Source organism: Alteribacillus sp. JSM 102045 (assembly GCF_041949975.1).
GTDB lineage: Bacteria > Bacillota > Bacilli > Bacillales > Marinococcaceae > Alteribacillus.
Window position 1 is genome coordinate 1 of record NZ_JBHFQG010000003.1, and the last position, 19,038, is coordinate 19,038.

At 41.4% G+C, this 19,038-nt stretch carries 16 protein-coding genes; 7 read left to right on the forward strand and 9 right to left on the reverse strand.

Features of this window, described 5'->3' with window-relative positions:
* Nucleotides 1–590 precede the first annotated feature (590 nt).
* Nucleotides 591–1,799 (reverse strand): putative glycoside hydrolase, encoded by a 1,209-nt coding sequence (locus ACE1TI_RS02675; RefSeq protein WP_375006039.1) that lies wholly within the window; start codon nt 1,797–1,799, stop codon nt 591–593.
* A gap of 291 nt (nt 1,800–2,090) precedes the next feature.
* On the opposite strand from ACE1TI_RS02675, the gene ACE1TI_RS02680 reads away from it, so the two are divergent.
* The gene (locus ACE1TI_RS02680) at nt 2,091–3,854 is read left to right on the forward strand and encodes a UbiD family decarboxylase (RefSeq protein WP_375006040.1); all 1,764 of its coding nucleotides are present in this window, start codon (nt 2,091–2,093) and stop codon (nt 3,852–3,854) included.
* 91 nt (nt 3,855–3,945) lie between these two features.
* Entirely contained in the window at nt 3,946–4,488 is a 543-nt protein-coding gene (locus ACE1TI_RS02685) for an HD domain-containing protein (protein WP_375006041.1), read from the forward strand.
* A 277-nt stretch (nt 4,489–4,765) separates the two neighbouring features.
* Here the strand turns inward: ACE1TI_RS02685 and ACE1TI_RS02690 are convergent, their stop codons facing one another.
* From ACE1TI_RS02690 to ACE1TI_RS02700, 3 genes are all read right to left on the reverse strand, one after another.
* Nucleotides 4,766–5,641, reverse strand: coding sequence for an NAD(P)-dependent oxidoreductase (locus tag ACE1TI_RS02690; RefSeq protein WP_375006042.1), 876 nt, complete (start codon nt 5,639–5,641; stop codon nt 4,766–4,768).
* A gap of 12 nt (nt 5,642–5,653) precedes the next feature.
* Nucleotides 5,654–5,926, reverse strand: a complete 273-nt coding sequence (locus ACE1TI_RS02695; protein WP_375006043.1) for a YciI family protein — start codon at nt 5,924–5,926, stop codon at nt 5,654–5,656.
* A 697-nt stretch (nt 5,927–6,623) separates the two neighbouring features.
* Entirely contained in the window at nt 6,624–7,646 is a 1,023-nt protein-coding gene (locus ACE1TI_RS02700; protein ID WP_375006044.1) for an NADP-dependent oxidoreductase, read from the reverse strand.
* A 374-nt stretch (nt 7,647–8,020) separates the two neighbouring features.
* Here ACE1TI_RS02700 and ACE1TI_RS02705 point away from each other — a divergent pair, with 374 nt between their 5' ends.
* A complete protein-coding gene (locus tag ACE1TI_RS02705) occupies nt 8,021–9,010 on the forward strand; it encodes a sodium:calcium antiporter (RefSeq protein ID WP_375006045.1) in 990 nt (329 codons plus the stop codon).
* Between the two features lie 282 nt (nt 9,011–9,292).
* Here the strand turns inward: ACE1TI_RS02705 and ACE1TI_RS02710 are convergent, their stop codons facing one another.
* The 3 genes from ACE1TI_RS02710 to ACE1TI_RS02720 form a co-directional block, all read right to left on the reverse strand.
* Nucleotides 9,293–9,511, reverse strand: coding sequence for a hypothetical protein (locus tag ACE1TI_RS02710; RefSeq protein WP_375006046.1), 219 nt, complete (start codon nt 9,509–9,511; stop codon nt 9,293–9,295).
* Nucleotides 9,512–9,645: 134 nt separating this feature from the next.
* Nucleotides 9,646–10,191 (reverse strand): TlpA family protein disulfide reductase, encoded by a 546-nt coding sequence (locus tag ACE1TI_RS02715; RefSeq protein ID WP_375006047.1) that lies wholly within the window; start codon nt 10,189–10,191, stop codon nt 9,646–9,648.
* A gap of 157 nt (nt 10,192–10,348) precedes the next feature.
* The gene (locus ACE1TI_RS02720) at nt 10,349–11,464 is read right to left on the reverse strand and encodes an MGDG synthase family glycosyltransferase (protein WP_375006048.1); all 1,116 of its coding nucleotides are present in this window, start codon (nt 11,462–11,464) and stop codon (nt 10,349–10,351) included.
* 166 nt (nt 11,465–11,630) lie between these two features.
* On the opposite strand from ACE1TI_RS02720, the gene trpS reads away from it, so the two are divergent.
* On the forward strand, nt 11,631–12,620 hold the full coding sequence (gene trpS / locus ACE1TI_RS02725) for a tryptophan--tRNA ligase (RefSeq protein WP_375006049.1): 990 nt from the start codon (nt 11,631–11,633) through the stop codon (nt 12,618–12,620).
* A gap of 795 nt (nt 12,621–13,415) precedes the next feature.
* Here the strand turns inward: trpS and ACE1TI_RS02730 are convergent.
* Together ACE1TI_RS02730 and ACE1TI_RS02735 are read right to left on the reverse strand one after the other, a co-directional pair.
* Entirely contained in the window at nt 13,416–14,162 is a 747-nt protein-coding gene (locus ACE1TI_RS02730) for a DUF3603 family protein (protein WP_375006050.1), read from the reverse strand.
* Nucleotides 14,163–14,245: 83 nt separating this feature from the next.
* Entirely contained in the window at nt 14,246–14,452 is a 207-nt protein-coding gene (locus tag ACE1TI_RS02735) for a YuzI family membrane protein (protein ID WP_375006051.1), read from the reverse strand.
* Nucleotides 14,453–14,827: 375 nt separating this feature from the next.
* Here ACE1TI_RS02735 and ACE1TI_RS02740 point away from each other — a divergent pair, with 375 nt between their 5' ends.
* From ACE1TI_RS02740 to ACE1TI_RS02750, 3 genes are all read left to right on the forward strand, one after another.
* Nucleotides 14,828–15,109, forward strand: coding sequence for a hypothetical protein (locus ACE1TI_RS02740; protein WP_375006052.1), 282 nt, complete (start codon nt 14,828–14,830; stop codon nt 15,107–15,109).
* 21 nt (nt 15,110–15,130) lie between these two features.
* Nucleotides 15,131–17,710: a CBS domain-containing protein gene (locus ACE1TI_RS02745; RefSeq protein WP_375006053.1), complete on the forward strand. Its 2,580-nt coding sequence runs from the start codon at nt 15,131–15,133 to the stop codon at nt 17,708–17,710.
* A gap of 95 nt (nt 17,711–17,805) precedes the next feature.
* The gene (locus ACE1TI_RS02750) at nt 17,806–18,882 is read left to right on the forward strand and encodes an LCP family protein (RefSeq protein WP_375006054.1); all 1,077 of its coding nucleotides are present in this window, start codon (nt 17,806–17,808) and stop codon (nt 18,880–18,882) included.
* Nucleotides 18,883–19,038: the final 156 nt, after the last annotated feature.

The following is a 19,038-nucleotide window of genomic DNA, read 5'->3' on the forward strand; positions in this document are numbered from 1 at the left end:
ATCAAAAAACAGCTGATCATCCAACGCGTCAATCATCCCGCTTACAATGCGGGCGACATGATCTTCGGGAATTAAATCCGAAAAATCCATAGGAAGATACAGCTGATTCATGGTATACTCTTGGAAAGTGACCTTTTGGTTACTCATAAAAAAATCGCCTTCTTTCGTTAATGGGTTGTGGTGACTTCATTATACCGAAAGAGGCGATTTTTTTGTATGTTAAATAGGAAAAAGGGGCTGTCAAAAGGTCATTTTTTCATAACCTTTTGATACAGCCTCCAATTTATTCCAATACGAAATAATAGGCTATTTTTAACATACTTTGTTTTCCCAACCGTAGTTGAAATACACTTCGTTTCCACGGGCAACGCTTCAGCCTGCGAGGTCTTCAGCCGTTGCTGTTCCCGCAGGGAGTCTACGTGTATTTCAACTATAAATTTACGCTTTAAAAACAACACTCTTTTAAAAAGCAGCCCCAATAATAAAAAGAAACCGCTCCTCAACAAAAATAACCACAGAGTAAAATCGAAAAAAAGAGGCTATCCCTAGGGTGAAAAAACCCTTTTGAACTGCCCCCTTTTCTTAAATAGTTACGGCGTATAATCAACGCCTTCCGTATAATTGTTGTTCGCATTCCATAATAGGAACTCATCAATACCCTGCTCATTTAACGCCCTGATTTGATCTTCCACTTCTTCTACGCCGTATGGTTTATAATTCCCTGATCCCAGCCAGCTGGCGGTGAAATCCTGGATCCACGGCCTGGATTCAGGCGGCTCCTGAAGGCTGTCTAAAATTTCGTTTTCGACTTTAGCATATTCTTTCGTTAGCTCATATGGATGAAGATCTGGTTTGTCAATACCAAAATACGGTGTCCAATGACTTGGATAAATCATAGAAGAAATAATATCTACATTATCCGAAATTTTAGAGAAGTTCTGTCCTATCCCTGGTGCCTGTTCAAGAGTTGCCGAATAGCCGAAAATATCAACGGAAACATCGACATCAAATTCTTTTTGCAGCTCTTCTCTTGCATATTCTACAAATTTGGTAACAGCTATTACACGCTGCTGAACGTTATTTCCTTCTTTTCCAAAGTCTCCTCTAGAGTACTCCAGGTCCTCATCGCGCTTTTCAAAACCTTCTGGAAAACGGACATAATCAAATTGGATTTCTTTAAACCCAAGCTTTGCCGCTTCTTTGGCGATCTTCACGTTATAGTCCCACACATCTTTCACATATGGATTGACAAATGATTCTCCGCTTCCATTTTTCCAGACATCTCCATTATTTTTAAACGACCACTCTGGTTTTTGTTCCGCTAAAACAGTATCTTTAAAAACGACAATTCGTGCAATTGGATAAACATCGTGCTCTTCTAAAGTATCCATCATTTCATTCGGATCACTAATCATGTTTTTCCCTATATCAGGCAGATCGACTTCATCCTTCGGGTCGAAGGTAAGATTGCCGTAGTCATCTTTAATATCAATAACCATTGCATTTAGATCTGTCGAGTCTGTTAGATCAAGCAAATTCTGAAATCGTTCGCCTCCAGCAGAATGACCGGTAACATAAATACCCCGCACTCCATCTTCAGGATAAGTAAAATCATGCCCGCTGTCATAATAAAATCGTGACATATTTTCTTCTAATTCTTTATTGACCGCATCATATGTCTTTTTATGTTTATGGTATGTAATGGTTTTATGCTCTTCCCCCTGCGTATCATAAGTTAGAAATAATCCTCCAGCAGCAACAACACATGCAGCCCCGCACGCAATCAAGAATTTTTTCATTTTCCCCAGCCCTCTCTTACAATAATCTCTATAAATTTCGTTTCTTCCCGCCCCGAAAAACTCATCATTTTTCATAATTTTTTACATCTGTGTATTCTGTTTGTAATCTTCTCGTATTAATTATACATATAATAACAATTTTCACCAATAGTTCCAGCGTAAAAAATGGAAAGTTTTTTAAGTTCCTACTATATTCCTGCTTTCTTCACACCTTATTCATATACTTTGACATTCAAATTCTTTATACTTTACCTATGTTCCTATATTTGAGCAGAATTGGAGGGAATGTTTGTGCACCACAACTTGCGTTCATTTATAAAACAATTAAAAAAAGAAAAAGAAATTGTGGAAATAAAAACGGAAACCGATCCTTATCTAGAGATCCCGGAAATACATAGAAGAGTCATTGATGAACAAGGTCCCGCCCTTTTGTTTACAAACGTAAAAGGATCGAAAACCCCAGTTGTCACAAATTTATTTGGGACTTCCCGCCGGGTCGATATGGCGTTTGGGCCAAAACCCGAAGCTTTTGTCAAACAAGCAGTAGGTGCGATAGATACACTTGTGCCGCCAACCCCTACATCAATGTGGAAGGAAAAGAGTCTTTTTAAACAGCTTATGCGGATGGGAATAAAAAATCTCCCTAAAAGCAAATCTCCTGTACGACAAATTGAAACAGAATCCTTCAGTATGAAAGACCTTCCAGCTCTGACTACCTGGCATCATGACAGCAATCCATTCGTCACACTGCCGCTCGTTTACACAGAGCTCCCAGAAGAAAACGAGCATAACCTGGGCATGTACCGTATTGAAATAAAAGAGCCAAAAAAAACAGGTATGCATTGGCAGATTCATAAAGGCGGCGGATTTCACCACCATGTTGCCGAAGAAAAAAATGAAGCTCTGCCTGTCACACTGTTTATCGGAGGACCGCCGGCATTAATTGTATCTGCTATCGCTCCTCTTCCTGAAGCTGTTCCTGAGCTTTTATTTGGCTCGCTGCTTCTTGATAACAAGCTTCCAATGACAGAGGTGCCAGACCATCCTCACCGGCTGCTTGCAGAAGCAGAATTTGCTTTTGGAGGAGAAGTACCGCCGCATATCCGCGAACCGGAAGGTCCATTCGGAGATCATTACGGCTACTATTCGCTTGCCCATGACTTCCCCGTCTTTCAAGTGCGGAAAATGTGGAGAAGAAAAGATGCCATTTATCCGGCAACCATTGTAGGAAAGCCTCGTCAGGAAGATTATTTTATCGGTGAATATTTACAGCGCTTGATGAGCCCTATTTTTCCTGTCGTCATGAATGGGGTAAAAGATCTGTGGACCTATGGAGAAACTGGTTTTCATTCGCTCGCAGGAGCCGTTGTCCGTGAATCTTATTATAAAGAAGGGCTCGCTCATGCTTTGCGGATTTTGGGGGAAGGACAGCTGACATTAACGAAATTCTTAATGGTAACCGACAAACCAGTGGAGCTTGCTCATTTTAAAGAATTAATAGAAGCTGTGCTCGAACGCTTTCGGCCTGAGCGTGATCTGCTCATCTTAAATGATACGTCGATGGATACACTCGATTACACCGGCCGCTCATTTAATGTCGGTTCTAAAGCCATTATGACAGGGCTTGGAGAACCTTTCAGAGAATTAAGCCGTCAATATAGAGGAGGAGACATTCCCGGTATTACGAAAGTGAAGCCTTTTGCCGGCGGCTGCCTGGTTATTTCCGGAGCATCGTATGAAGAGGATGAAAACCTGGCCTCTCATCTGCTTGAAGCCGCAAAAGAGCAGCTCGCTGACTGGCAGATGGTGTTTTTGGTCGATGATGCGGATATTGCTCATTCGCAAAGCACTTTCTTATGGACCACTTTCACCCGCTTTGACCCCTCTTATGACTTGTATGCAGAAGCTGATATTTTAAGAAACAACATTCGTTATAAAGGGCCAATCATCATCGATGCGAGAATGAAACCTTTCTATCCGGATGAAGTAGAACCGCGCGAGGACATCGTAAAAAAAGTAGATGAAAGATGGAAAGAATACCGCATTAAAATGTAAATGCAGACAAATATTCCTCTTGCTTTTCATAGATTGAATCGTTATAATAGTGGGAATATATTCAGATAACGAAAGTGCAGGAGGGATGATAATGAGACGCGTGACATTAGAACAAATATTTGAGCATCCTATTACGCAAAAATACGTAAAACGAGCAGGACTTGCTCATGCTATAGCTACCTCTTATCATGCTTTCCGGCTTGCGAAGCAAAAAGGAGTAAATCCAGAGCTTGCTGTAAAAGCTGCGTTTTTGCATGATATGGGACACTACACATGGTATCGTAATGGCGAATGGGATTTTGAGCTTTATAAAGAAAACGATATACATGCCATTAAAGGAGCCGAACGTGCTCACAAGTTATTGGTCCGGCTGGGAGAAGACCGGAAAAATGCAAAAGAAATTGCACTGGCCGTGCTTTTGCATACCGATTCTTATTTGCCAAAAGGAGAGCTCTACCGCAATAAACTGCAGCAAATCGTTGCAATGGCAGATGAAATGGATGAAGAGCCTTCCGGCAAGCATCATTACCGAACTATTTCTGACAGCAGAGCCAGAAAGAAAATTGCACAACTAGATGAAATGATTGATCAGGAATTAGTGGCAGAAACGTATCAGCAAACCAGTGAAGTGTAATGAATGAGCATAACCATCTGTATCCGGATGGCGGGCTGTCCCGCTCCGGAAAACATATATCTTACGAACGGAAAACCGAATAAAGGGGTTTCCGTTTTTTGTGCAGACTTTAAGTTGGCAGCAGCACATCGGCTGCAGCCATTGTGAAGTGCCTGGTATTCAAATGTTATCAATGCAAGCTTCTTTTACTGCAAAACTTGTAAAAACATAATTTCCTAAACAATGAAAAAAGAACCTCCGCAATATTTTGCAGAGGTTCCTTTAAAACGATTTAATGTTATTGCTCTTGCTCCTTCACATATTGATAAAGAGCACTCATATCTTTATCTCCGTATCCCTTGTCCTTGGCTCGCTCTAACATTTGCAGCACATTAGGACCGGCCGATAACGAAACGTCGGACTCACCTGCCATTTCTCTTGCCAGCCCAAGATCTTTTAATAGCAGCTGAAGAGCAAAACCTGGTTCATCTTTATTTTGGGAAATGAACTGGCTGTAGTGGCGGTCAAAAATCTTGCTCTGCCCAAAACCATTGCTTAAAACGTTATAAACTAGATCATGGTCGAGTCCGGATTTTTCCGCTAAATATAAGGTTTCCCCTACTGCCGCTGTGTGAAGGCCAACCATATACTGATTCAGAAGCTTGACTTTCGTTCCCTGTCCAATCGGCCCGCAATGCGTAATATTTCCTCCAACGACATCAAAGAATTCTTTTGCTTCCTCGAATACTTCTTCCTTCCCGCCGACCATTATTGCAAGCGTACCGGCTTGCGCCCCGGTCGTGCCCCCGCTTATAGGAGCGTCAAGATAACGGACGCCTTTTTCGTACGCAGCACTTTCGATACGTGTATGTAATGATGGCGAAACCGTACTAAAATCAATAATCAAAGAACCTGCATCTGTATACTCGAGCACCCCGTTTTCTCCGAGGATGATATGCTCCACGTCGTCCGGCATAGGCAGACATGTCATTACCACATCCACTGCTTTAACAAGCTCTGCCATTTCCAAACCGGCTTTGCCGCCGAATTTTTCAAATGTTTTTTCTTTTCCTTTCGAACGGTTAAACCCGTATACTTCGTAACCCGCTTTTACAAGGTTTTGTGCCATAGGCATTCCCATATTGCCAAGCCCGATAAAGCCCAGCTTTTTCATCTTACCGCCTCCTTACGACCAATTATCGGAAACCATATTCCACTCGTGAATATCGTAGTCGCGTGCTCCTTCCATAACAAAAGGATCCTGCTTCACCAATTCCTCTGCTTGTTCGTACGTTTCTGTCCGGTAAATCACAAGACCGCCTGCTCCATCTTCAAATCGGCCGTATGCCGCAATGTTTCCCTCTTTGTGATGCTTTTGGAGGAATTCAAGGTGAGCCGGACGATGCTTTTGGCTCAGTTCCTGATCTTTCATCGGTAATAAAGCTGCAAATAGTTTCATATTTAGTCGTCTCCTTTAAGAAAAATAGATTTATCACCATACAAAATTTGATATAACTCTTGCAAATTCCTGCTTTCTAGCAAAAATTTTGAAAACTTTCTCGCTTGCTTATTCTTTGTGTAGAAAAGTTAATATCAAAAACAATATAAAGCTTATAAAAAGAATAGACCCGCCAGTGATGTAAAACAAAAGCGTAAACAATTCCGGCAGCTGAATAGGTGCTGCCATGTGCAGCCACATACCTGCTGTTAATCCAATCGAACCGATAATGGCCGTCCATACATGAATGGCAGCTAATGTGCTTTTCTTTTGATAGAAAATTTTATAGTATACAGCCCAGGCAAATAAACTAAGCCACCGACTACTAAAATAAGAGCATGAATGGGACGGAAGGCATAGGAACCCGCCTCTACCATGTGAGATCCTAAAACCACCCCCGCCACTGAAAATATCGCAGAACACTTTAAAACACCTGACTGTAATTGTTTTTCAATTTGTTTCTCACCCCTTATCCACTTTATAATCGCTTTCTGGAATTGATTATACTAGCTCTTGAATGCTGCAAAAGAAACAATTTTCTGAACAATACAATTTCCTTATGAACAGGTGCTTTGCCAAGTCCTCCTGCACTTGCTGCAGATGGGTATATCCTGCTGGCAAAGAAGTAATACACCCCTTCCCCAGCAGTTTTCGCCCATTAAGAACGATTGCGGTCTGCAACTTTCACCAGCTGCTTTCCAATATTCTCCCCTCGGAACAAACCAATAAAGGCAGAAGGAATTTGGTGGAAGCCTTCTACAATATTCTCTTCATAAGTGAGCTTGCCTTCCCGGAGCCATCGGCCAAGATCTCTGGCTCCTTCTTTATATTGACTGCTGTAATCTCCTATTAAAAATCCTTTTACAAGAGCACGAGTTTTAATTAATTGAGGCTGGATACGCGGACCTAAATCAGGTTCTGTATTATTGTAAGAAGAAATAGCTCCGCATACCGGCATGCGGGCGAATGTATTAAATTGGCTGATCACGGCATCTGAAATCTCCCCGCCCACGTTATCAAAATAAACATCGACTCCTTCTGGGCATGCTTGTTTCAATGCTGATTTTATACTGTTTTCTGTCTTATAATTAATTGCTTCATCAAAGCCAAGCTGCTCTTTTAAATAGGCAATCTTTTCGTTGGTGCCAGCAATGCCAACAACCCGGGCGCCTTTAATCTTTGCAATTTGACCGGCTGTGGAACCAACCGCGCCAGCAGCCCCTGAAACGACGACTGTCTCCCCTTCCTTTGGCTGACCGATGTCTAAAAGCCCAAAATAAGCAGTCAGCCCCGGCATGCCAAGTATCCCCAGGTGCGTACTGATTGGAGCCGCATCTGGGTCAATGCTGCGGATTTCATTAGATCGGGCTGTCGAGAATTCCTGCCAGCCAAGATGTCCAATGACAATATCTCCTTCGTTGAATTCATCTGCTTTTGATTGGATGACTTCGCCGATTACTCCGCCAGTTATTACTTCTCCTAACGGAAAAGGGGTGACATAAGATTTTCCCTCTCTCATCCGTCCTCTCATATAAGGATCCACAGAAACATACAACGTACGGACTAATACCTCGTTTTTCTCCGGTTCAGGTATATCCGTCTGTTTGAATTCAAAAGTGTCCATATTAGGTATGCCTTGCGGACGTTTTGCAAGAATGATTTGTTCGTTTTTACGCGTCATGCTAAGCTCTCCTTTTTTTCAATTTTGACCGTACTACTTCACTATAACAGCTGTTTACTGAATATTCCAAACATAAAGCTTTTGCTTTTTTCTGCTTGACCAATATATAACCTCATGATAAAATTTTAGAGAAAAAAAGGGGAGTAGCGTCCGATAGGATAAACGAATCGTCATGACAGCGTCTCGTAACGCTCGGTTCGTTTGGCTTTACGCGAGATAAAGCACGCAAGACCTTTTTATGAGAACCTTGCTATGTCTTTTTAGCAGGATTGTCATAAAAAGGTCTTTTTTTGTGCGCTGGCCAGCGTTACTGCAGTTACGTATTTCTCAAATAAAAAAAGTTTCATTTAAATGGGCATGTAAATAAAGGAGAGATGGTTGTGCTATTTTTATATTTTTTTCTTGCTGCTGCCGTAACGGTCGCTGCTGCGGTTAAGCTGTCTACGTATGCTGATGTTATCAGTATGAAGTCTAAATGGGGCGGCATGATGGTGGGAACGATTCTGCTTGCGGGGGCAACGTCGCTGCCTGAAGTAACAACCAGTTTAACAGCTGTTGCTTTAAACAACCCCGACATTGCAGTAGGTAATGTACTCGGAAGCAACATGTTTAACTTGCTGATCATTGCGGCGTTTGATTTATGCTACAGAAAAGAAAAGCTGTTTTCGAGAACCTCTGTGTCGCACACCTATACAGCGTCTCTAGGAATCTTTCTTTCCTTCATGGTGCTGTTTGCTTTATTTATTCGTACAGATCTTTCGCTGTTTGGTATTGGTCTCGATGCTTTATTGATACTAGCTGCTTATGGATTAGGCATGTATGTTATTAATAAAACCAGCAAAGAAGACATTCCTTCTGAAGAAAAAGAGGAAGAACTCAGCCCGGCTTATGCTCTTTCGCTTCGCCACGCCAAAATAGGCTTTTTCGTCGCTGCTGTTATTATTTTGATTGCGGGATCCTTTCTCACCATTACGGGGGATAAAATTGCGGTCGTCACCGGGCTTGGCTCAAGCTTTGTTGGAAGTTTTCTTATCGCTGCTTCTACTTCTCTTCCGGAAGCCATTGCAGTGCTGATTGCGCTGCAGCTGCAAAATCATAATCTAGCGCTTGGTTCTATTCTTGGCAGCAACCTTTTTAACATGATTTTACTAGCTGTCAGTGATGCTGCTTATTTTTCAGGACCAATTATTGCAGCGTCGAGCAGCTCCCACCAAATTACGGCAACAGCCGTAACTATTTTAGCTGCTATCGTCTTGTTTTCGATCGTCCGCGGACGAAAACAGTTTTTCCGCCTCTACACATGGCCATCCGCTTTACTGGTTGTCATTTACTTTATCTCAAGCTATCTCATTTTTATTTATTAAAAAACAGGCAGGAGCTGCTATTCAGCGAAGCTCCTGCTTTTTACTATTTTAAGAAATTATATGCTTACGAAATGTGGATAACTATCACCATATGGTTTGATCCGCGTCTAGCTTCAGCCCCAGCCTCTCGGAGGCCCAAGACGGTTTAAGGAACTTTTGCTAGAATCGCAAACATCGTGTTCGCAACGCAGAAGTCACCACATCCTGTGGAAGTAAGAGCGCCTTTACTGTCTGGAGAACATTGACCTGCAAGGCTGACCAGGGCGCTTGCGCTTTTGTGTCTTATTCTGATTCTTCATCTATCGCTTGCCGCAAATTTTCCATGGTTTCTTTTCTATGCTCGTTTTTTTCTTCAATTTGCTTCATTTCTTCTTCGTTTAAAGCTTGTCCGTGTTCTTTTGCAAATTCTGTTGTACGGTTCAGATTTTCCTCTGTATCTTCTATGATTTTTCTAATTTCTTCTTCCCGATTTGCCCGAGGCCGGTCGTTTTTGTGCGTCATTTTACTCCTCCTTTTTTCACTTTGAAAGTAGTATGCTTCGTGGGAGGAAGAAGTATGCACGAAAAAGATAGTTTGATGCTCCGGACATGAACACAGAAATAATGTCTGATTCCTCTGCCCTTATAGTGACCTATCTACAACCCCAGCGCGCCCTCGATTTTACTCCGATCAATCGGTCCATAATACGTATCCATTACAATCCCATTTTCATCCAATAGAAAAGAAACAGGCACACCGGTTACGCTGAAGGCTTCAATTCCTTTTCCTTCCTCATCCATTAACACAGGCATTGATAGCTGTGCTCTCTGTACAAACTGCTTTACATCATCCTTACTGTATTCCTGGGTGGTTGCATTAATGGCGACAATATTTAAGTTTTCTTTTTGTTCCTCATAATATCTGGACAGATTCGGAAGCTCTTCCTGGCAAATGCCGCACCAGCTTGAAAAAAAAGTAAGCAGTACCGGCTTGCCTTTAAATGTATCTACACTGTACGTTTGGCCGTCCAAACCAGGAAGCTCCAAAGACGGTGCCTGGTGTCCGGTTTGAACGACAGGATATCCAGCTGCACCCTGAACAGCTTCTTTTGATGGATTTTGAGAAGCCTGATAAAATAAACCAGTAAGTAAAATAAGACCGCATAACGATAAAAACATCAGTCTTTTACGAAAGTAATTCATAGAAATATCTCCTTTCGTTCATTGTTTCTTCTCGGGAGGTGGTAAAGTGTTTGTGCTCCTTCGCACCATTTTATATATATTAACGGCGGCCATTGCTTTAACTGTTCTTTTATCCTCCCGATTTAATAACATAGCAGAATGGCTGCTTGCTGTGCTGTTACTGGTGGCCGTCCCGGTATTTGCCGTGTATTTGGGCTGGAAACACTGCTCGTAAAGCGTGATGCTTGGTAATGGAGATAATGATTTCGGCACTGTTTGTTTCCTGGATATAACGCAGCCGCCGTTTGGCCCGCTCTTTTTCTAAAGGATGCAGCAGCAGTTCTTCAGCCTTATAACGAACTTCCAATGGGGTTTTTGCCCAATAAGCAGCTTGTACATTTGTTAAACACCGGGCATTGTGTTCTTCATGCCCTGGCAGCGGGGAATAAACCAATATTGGAACTTCGCATAGAACTGCTTCTGCCATTGTCATTCCGCCTGCTTTACTAATTAATAGATCTGCAGCATTTAAATATTCCTTAAAACTATCTGTAAACGGCAATACATGAATATCATGTTTGTCAGAAGACACATCAAATTTCCAATGGCTCGTACCGCTTACCATTACTATCGTAGAAGGAACTTTCAATTTCTTAAGTTCTTCTCCCACTTTACGATACGGAAAAAGGCCTTCTCCTCCACCGCAGACTAATAATAATGGCTTTTTAGGGTCCCAGCCGTTTTTCAGACAGCATTCTTTTTTAGATAACAGCCTGTCCCCTATTTCAACTGGAATACCAGCTGGAAAAACTGTTTGGTCCTCCCGTGCCCACTTTGTGTCTTCTACCTCAGAGACAAATATTCCATTCACAGCAGGGTGGCCAGCTAGGGGAGACGTCCAATAATCAGTGGATACACTGTAAAGCGGGACAGATAAATTTTTACGTTTTTTCACTTCACCTGCTAAAGCTGTTAATAAGGGATGAACAGAAAACACGATATCCGCCTGCAATGCTTGTTCGATTTGTTTTTGATACATATGAGACAAACCGGTGACCACAGCAGATAGAGATTGCTGCTGTTTAGGGAGCACTAGCTTTCTCCAGGCCCCTGGAATTGAAAAAAGCAGTCCGCCGTATACTTTTTTACTCATTTTATATAAAGAACAGGTGCTCATTTCGAGCGGCCGTATGACAGAAGCGGTGTCTTTGTGAGCAATGATTGTCTTTTTTAACAGGAGCGCTGCTTGGTTATGGCCGTTACCGTATGAAGCTGTCAAAACATGAAAATGCATGCCCTCGTCTCCTCCGCTTGTTTGCCATAGTATATGCGCGCGTTTATAGAGACATGCATCCTGCAGGTCGAGCGGTTTACTCCGCTCTCTACTTTCGATATGATGTATAAGAGAAAAAGAGAGAATTGAAGAAGTTACAGGATACATAGAAAGGAATGGAATAGAAATGAAGAGAGTTTTCTCAGGAATTCAACCGAGCGGCACGCTGACGCTTGGAAACTACTTAGGAGCGCTTAAACACTTTGTTGGCATGCAGGATGATCATGAATGCTTTTTTTGTATTGTCGACCAGCATGCAATTACCGTTCCCCAGGATAAAATAAAATTACGGCAAAACATACGGAGCCTCGCTGCCTTATATTTAGCGACTGGTATTGATCCTAAGAAATCCACTTTGTTTATTCAATCAGAGGTTCCCGCTCACGCCCAGCTTGCCTGGATTATGCAATGCGTCTCTTATATTGGTGAACTAGAACGCATGACGCAGTTTAAAGATAAATCGGAAGGAAAAGCAGCGGTCTCTTCTGCATTGTTGACATATCCTCCATTAATGGCCGCTGACATATTATTGTACAATACAGATATTGTTCCTGTCGGCGAAGACCAAAAGCAGCACCTGGAGCTGACTAGAAACCTTGCTGAACGTTTTAATCACAAATACAACGATATCTTTACCGTGCCAGAGGTTCAAATACCAAAGGTCGGCGCACGGATTATGTCTCTTCAGAATCCGGTGAAAAAAATGAGCAAATCCGATGAGAATCAAAAAGCGTTTATCTCCATGCTCGATGATGAAAAAACCATCATTAAAAAAATTAAAAGTGCTGTGACAGACTCTGAAAATGAAATACGTTTTGACCGGGAATACAAACCGGGCGTTTCTAATTTAATGTCTATTTTATCGTTATCTACTGGTAAAACGCTGGAGGAGATTGAAAAAGATTTTAGCGGAAAAGGGTATGGAGACTTTAAACAAGAGGTCGCTGAAGCCACAGCTGAACTGCTGCGCCCGATCCGTGCGCGGTATGAAGAATTGATTCAATCCGAAGAGCTTGATGAGATTTTAGACGAGGGGGCAGAACGTGCCAACCGCGCCGCTTTCAAAACGTTGAAAAAAGCGGAACGCGCGATGGGACTCGGCCGGAAAAGAAAATAGACAGAACAAAAGCGCAAGCGCCCTGGTAAGCCTCGACAGGTAAATATTCTCCAGGCAATAAAGGCGCTCTTTGCCTTTAATGACTGGAAGTTATTTAACCCCGAGAGGCTGGGCGCTGAAGCTAGACGCTAATCAAACAGTAGGGAGATAGTTATCCACAATTCGAAAAATATAATTTCCTAAACAATTAAAAAACGGAGGTAAGATCGCCTCCGTTTTTTTTATGATGGTTGTAAATCCTCGTGGATCCATGTTCCGTTATTTTAAAAAAAGCCTTCCTTTAAGGGGGTTTCGCGGACATGAGTTCCGCTATACGCCGATATTTAGGCGATATTAGTCAATTTAACAAGCAATAACGGTGAGGGGCCGCTCCCCTTTCCAAAATGCCTTAATAAGACAAAATAACGGAATGAGAGTCCGTTTACTCCCTTTACCTGAACACACCGCCGAATCCTCTATATACTAAAAGAGAGCCCTCCCTGCAGGAAAGCTCCTCTTATCTCATCGTTATGTTTTGTGCCTTTCTCTAATGCTGTCATGTATTGTGTTACTTTAGGAAAAACTTTAGTAGCCTTTTTGCTTTCTCCAGATTTTCCCTACAATCACACTAAATACGATGGTGCCAACCGCGTACAAAATTGTCAGAATCTGCATCGATAAATAAGCTAGTCCGTCCACAACTTTCCCTCCTGTTCCACCTTCTTTTCTACTTTATTATATGGAATGACAGGCGTTCTGTAAAGATGGAGGGCGGGAAGCTTTATTATGCCTGCAGCCTGCCGATCAGCAAGTTTACTATTTCACTTCTTCTTCATGATGCAGATTCCAAATCTTTTCAAAAAACGGCTGTCCTTTGATCATTTTTTGACAAAGTTCATAGTGCGCCTCAGACCAGCCATCTTTCACTTCCTGGTATAAACTCTGCCATGCTGTTTCTTTATCAATATTATGTGTTTCTTCATAGCGGGCAGGATTCCATTCTGTGTACCAATAACGAATTTCTGCAGATTCGCCAGAGGTGTAGAGCTGATCAAGTGCCATAAACAATAATTGTTTCAGCTGGCGTTCTTTTCTCGTTAAACCCGCCATATATTTGGGATGCGGAGATAAAATGTGGTACTCTTTTGGCGGGGCAGGCTCTGTTAAGTCATAGCACTCCGCCTTTGTTTCATCCATAATTTCCTTTGCCATTCTTTCGTGCTTTGGAGTAAGACGGCTTTTTCGAATCGGGGTTTTGTACCCTAGCGTATCAACCGCCAACACACGATTGCCGTCATACATAATGAAACAATAGTCCAGCGTAATCCTCGTCATGTTTTTACGAAGGGTGCTTTTTTGAAAAACTTCATTCAACAGAGCCTCTGGTACATCTTCCATACGATTTTCAATGTAGTCAAACAATCTCTCTGTCACTTTTACAATTTCCCCTTGATCCAGCACTTCTATTCTGTCTTCTGAGTGCCACTCATGGAAAGGACAAACATTGTACCCGTTTTCTTCACCTTCAAACCAATTAATCCAGACATCACGGATCCGGGCCATGGTTAAACCCTCCTTGCTATCCATTAGTATCCACAGTATAGTCAGAGAGAAAATGTTTTATTCTTTCTGCCCTTTCTTTTCTTCTAGTTTTTTTCCGGCCAGTAAATACTCCCTACGATCATAAAGAGACCAGCAGCAAATATAGCACCTTCTGTCCGCTGAAAAATAAATCCCAGATATTCCAACAGTGTCAGTCCCGCCGGAATATAGTTCATATATGCTATTAAGCTGATACCGCCTCCTGCTGCCAGACCGAAGCCGACAGCCATCATAAATAGCCTGGCGATCATAGTATTTCGCTCCCTTATCAAGCAGCTCTAAGAGACAATTAACCAAAAAATGATTTATAATAAGAAAAGCGACTTGCACAGGATGTGCTGACTTCTGCGTTGACTTACACATGATGTGTTGACTTCTATGTTGCAAACACGATGTTTGCGAACTTAGCAGAAGTTCCTAAAATGACGTTCGCGGTCTTAGCAGAAGATCCCCTAAGCCGGACAGCGCCCTTTCACAAAGACCTTACATAGCATTCCATCGTGTAAATAGGAAAAATTTCTGGATGACAGAAATAAAACCCTTTTTTCTTTTAAATTTTTCTAAAAAGTATACAAACAATTGTCAATGGTTTTTTCTTTTTAATACTTTATGCAGGAGAGTCGATTATGTCTACTCATCGAGAAAATCTTCAAAAAGAACTTTATAATAAAATGGAACAATATGATGAACTCGTTCGCGACATAAATAAAAAAGCCATTCATTTAGGAAACGAAACGTATTTTACCCATCTACGTTTATATAAAGAACAAAAAGATCAAATTGAGGATATTATGCGTTATTTTGATGAAGCTGGAGTAGAAGCTTCCAAAAACACAACAGAGACAATATTGATCCTGGCATTAAAGGAATTTCATCACTATATCATGAGCATTAAAAACGAGGAATAGACCCAGTGGAGGAATGAAGGAATGGAGATTATTTTATCTCATAATCAAATAGACTTTGATGCGCTCGCTTCTATGGTCGCCGCTTCAAAACTATACCCGGAAGCTAAAATGGTCCTTCCTAAACAGCAATCCGAACAAGTACGGCAATATTTAGCGATTTACCGGGACAGCTTTGACTTTATTTCTGACCAAACCATCTGCTGGAAGGAAGTCAATCATGTTATTTTAACGGATGTAGCTGCGCTTGACCGTACAGAAGCACAATCTAAACTGCCTGGTGATATTCCAATGACGGTTTACGACCATCATCCGCTTTTAGAAGAGGATAAAGAAGAACATGTCACTTACATAATAGAAAAAACAGGAGCAGCTGTTACTATACTCATTGAAGAAATGATGAAACAACAAATGGATATCAGCTTGTATGAAGCTACTCTATTTGCCCTTGGTCTTTATACAGATACAGGTTCATTCACCTACCCGAACACAACGGTGCGCGATTTAAAGGCTGCTGTTTTTTTAATGGAAAGAGGTGTTCAGCTCGAACTGGTTCATCAGTTTTCTGAAGAAACGCTGTCTTCCTCTCAGCAGGAGGCCTTTCAAACGTATTTGTCTTCAGCAGAAAGTTTAGAGTTAGAAGGCCTTCATGTGGTGATCGCGAGTCTTAAAACAGAGGAGTTTGTAGGAAGCCTGAATGTTATAACATCAAGAGTCATTGAAACAACCGGGGCGGATGCTGTTATTACTGTCACAAGCATGCAAAATAAAACATTTATTATCGGCCGCTCTTCTTCTGATCGAATGAATTTGCTTCCAATTATGTCCCACTTTCACGGGGGCGGGCATGAAAAAGCAGCTTCTGCGACCGTAAAGAACCGAACACTTTCTTCCGTTATAAAAGAAGTAAAAGAGAAACTGTCCTCCTCCATTTCCTCTGCCGTTCGTGCAGATTTTCTCATGTCGGCCCCGGTTAAAACAGTGGTAGAAGACACGACTATCGACGAAGCTAAAGATCAAATGCTTCATTACGGCCATAATGGTTTTCCGGTAGTAAACAAAGATGGAGCTTTAATTGGGATAATTTCACGACGCGATGTAGATAAAGCCAACCAGCACGGCTTCGGACATGCACCAGTCAAAGGGTATATGAGTACCAATCCTGTTACTATTACAAAACAAACGTCTTTTGAACATATTCAGCAATTAATGATTCAGTATAATATCGGCCGGCTGCCTGTAATCGAAAATGATAAAATAATCGGTATCGTCTCCCGCACAGATGTCATTGAATATATGCACAATTTGACTTCCAAAGAAAAGTGCACTCCTGAAAATATTTCAGAACAGATAGAATTATTGCTTCCGGAAAAGATCGTTCACTTATTGAAAAAAGCAGGAACAATTGCAGACGAGAAAGGCATGAAAGCTTATATTATCGGCGGAATTGTCAGGGATATGATTTTAGAAAAGCCAAGTGAAGATATAGATATTGTGATTGAAGGTGACGGCATATATTTTGCAGAGGCTTTTGCCAAACATGTAAAAGGAACTGTAACTCCGCATGAAACATTCGGAACGGCAACAGTAGAAACGGCAGATGGTATAAAGCTTGATTTCACAACGTCTAGAACTGAATATTATGAAAAACCGGCAGCTCTTCCAACCGTAGTTAGATCGAATATTAAAGAAGATTTGTTTCGCCGTGATTTCACGATGAATGCAATGGCTGCCTCTCTTCAACCTGAATCTTTTGGAGAATTAATCGATTATTTTAATGGTTTAAAAGATATTCAAGAGAAAAAACTCAGGGTGCTGCATAACCTCAGCTTTGTCGAAGACCCAACCCGTATTTTAAGAGGAATTCGTTTTGAAGCGCGGTTTTCGTTTCGAATGGATGAAGAAACAGAAGCATTTTTGCGCCATTCTGCCGCTTCCATTTCTGCTTTGTCACAGTCACGGATTATCGCTGAATTAAAACATATCTTTCAAGAAACAAATCCAATAGACAGCATTTCACGTTTGCATGAGCTTGGTGTACTAAACAAATTTTTACCCGGCTCTGTCTGGAGTGAAAAAACATCTGCCGTTCTCTCTCTTCTTCTTAAGAAATGGAAACAGCAAGGTACCAAACCAAGCGAAAAAGATGAATGGTTTTTTATTGCTTCCTGTTTATACGTAGAAAACAAACAGACAGCAAGTCTCATTGAATCGATTGCGGCCACAAAACCGCAGAAAAAAATAGCACGAGACGTGGCTGTCATATTAAGCTGCGATGATGACGATGTGTTTCAATCTCGCGGGGCATTTCACGAGATAGCTTTTCACCTTGATGAGGATGCATTGTTTCTTGCAGAATTGGCCTTTGAAGCCTCCAAGGAAAAAAACAAAGCCAGCCTTCTCCATACCTATCGAACAAAGCGCAGAAATCTGCCTAGCTGGATAAGCGGAGAAGATTTAAAAGGTGCTGGTCTTACCCCCGGCCCTGCTTTTAAAGATTATTTATTTCAACTAGAAAAAGCTTTTTTAAATGATGAAATAAATAATCGAGAAGAAGCTCTTATCTATATAGAACGTCGAATAAAGGGGGAAAATGAAGAATAAACTCGGATCTTCATACCTTTTTATAAATTTTTATTCAAATCAGGTAAAAATTTCTGTTATAATCAAGGTTGAATGTCTGAGGGAGGTTTATTACGGTGAGAAAGAAAAAGAGATCACATCCATCATCAATAAAGAAAAAAATATACGTGTTAACGTTTTTAATAATTATTATAGTTGCTGGTGCAGTTATAACCACATTTTCAAAAGGTGGACAGTCTTTTGCTGATGAAAAAGAAAAACAAGAGATCAGCAACGATATTTCTACAGAAGACAAAGAAGAAGAGGAATCAACAAGTTTAGCTGCAGAAAATGAGGAAACTCCAAACAGTGAAAATAAGGAATCCACTGCCGAAGAAAGCTTAAACTTTTTATTAGTTGGCGTAGACGACGAAGAATCCGGGGCTGCCCGCACCGATACAATTATGCTGGCCAACTTAAATCCAAAAGAAGGCGACGTCAAACTTGCTTCTATTATGAGAGATTCTTATGTGGAAATACCAGGGCATCAAAATAATAAAATTAATGCCTCCTTTGCATACGGCGGCGTCGATTTATTAAAAGAGACCGTAGAAGAAAACTTTAATATAAACATAGATTATCATGCTACCGTGAATTTCGATGGCTTTGTAGAAGTAGTTGATACGGTAGCTCCAGAGGGCTTAGAAGTTGACATTCAAGAACGTATGTATTATCAGGACAACTCAGGTGATGTCAGCATCGATTTTCAGCCAGGAACACAGCATTTAAACGGTGAGAAAACATTAGAATATGTGCGATACCGAAGCAATAGCAACAATGATTTCGGCCGGGTTCAACGCCAGCAGGAAATTTTAAGTATGTTAAAAGATGAATTGCTCTCAGCAGCGAGTGTCACAAAAGTGCCTCAGCTGATTGGAGCTGTACGTCCCAACCTAGAAACAAATGTCTCAACAAGCAAAATGCTGTCACTTGGCAAAGATGTTCTGTTAAACCCCGTGGAAGAGATTAATACGATTCGCATTCCGGTGGAAGATTCATACACCGATCAAAGATACAGCCATGCCGGTGCTGTGCTCGAGCTTGATATGGAACAAAACAGCCAGGAACTGCATAACTTTTTTCACGGAAGGTCATCAGAAAGTATACATACCGCCTCTGGAGACAGTAATGAAGAGGACGAAGAAGAATATTAAAATAACAGTGAATCATAAAGAGCTGTACCTGTTCGGTCATTTCCGAATGCAGGAACAGCTCTCTTTTGTTTTAAGAAAAACATCAAAAAGTTGAGGATTTTAGAGGCAAAGAGCTGGAAGGAGTTACAATCAAGGTTCTACAAGCCCGCTGTATTG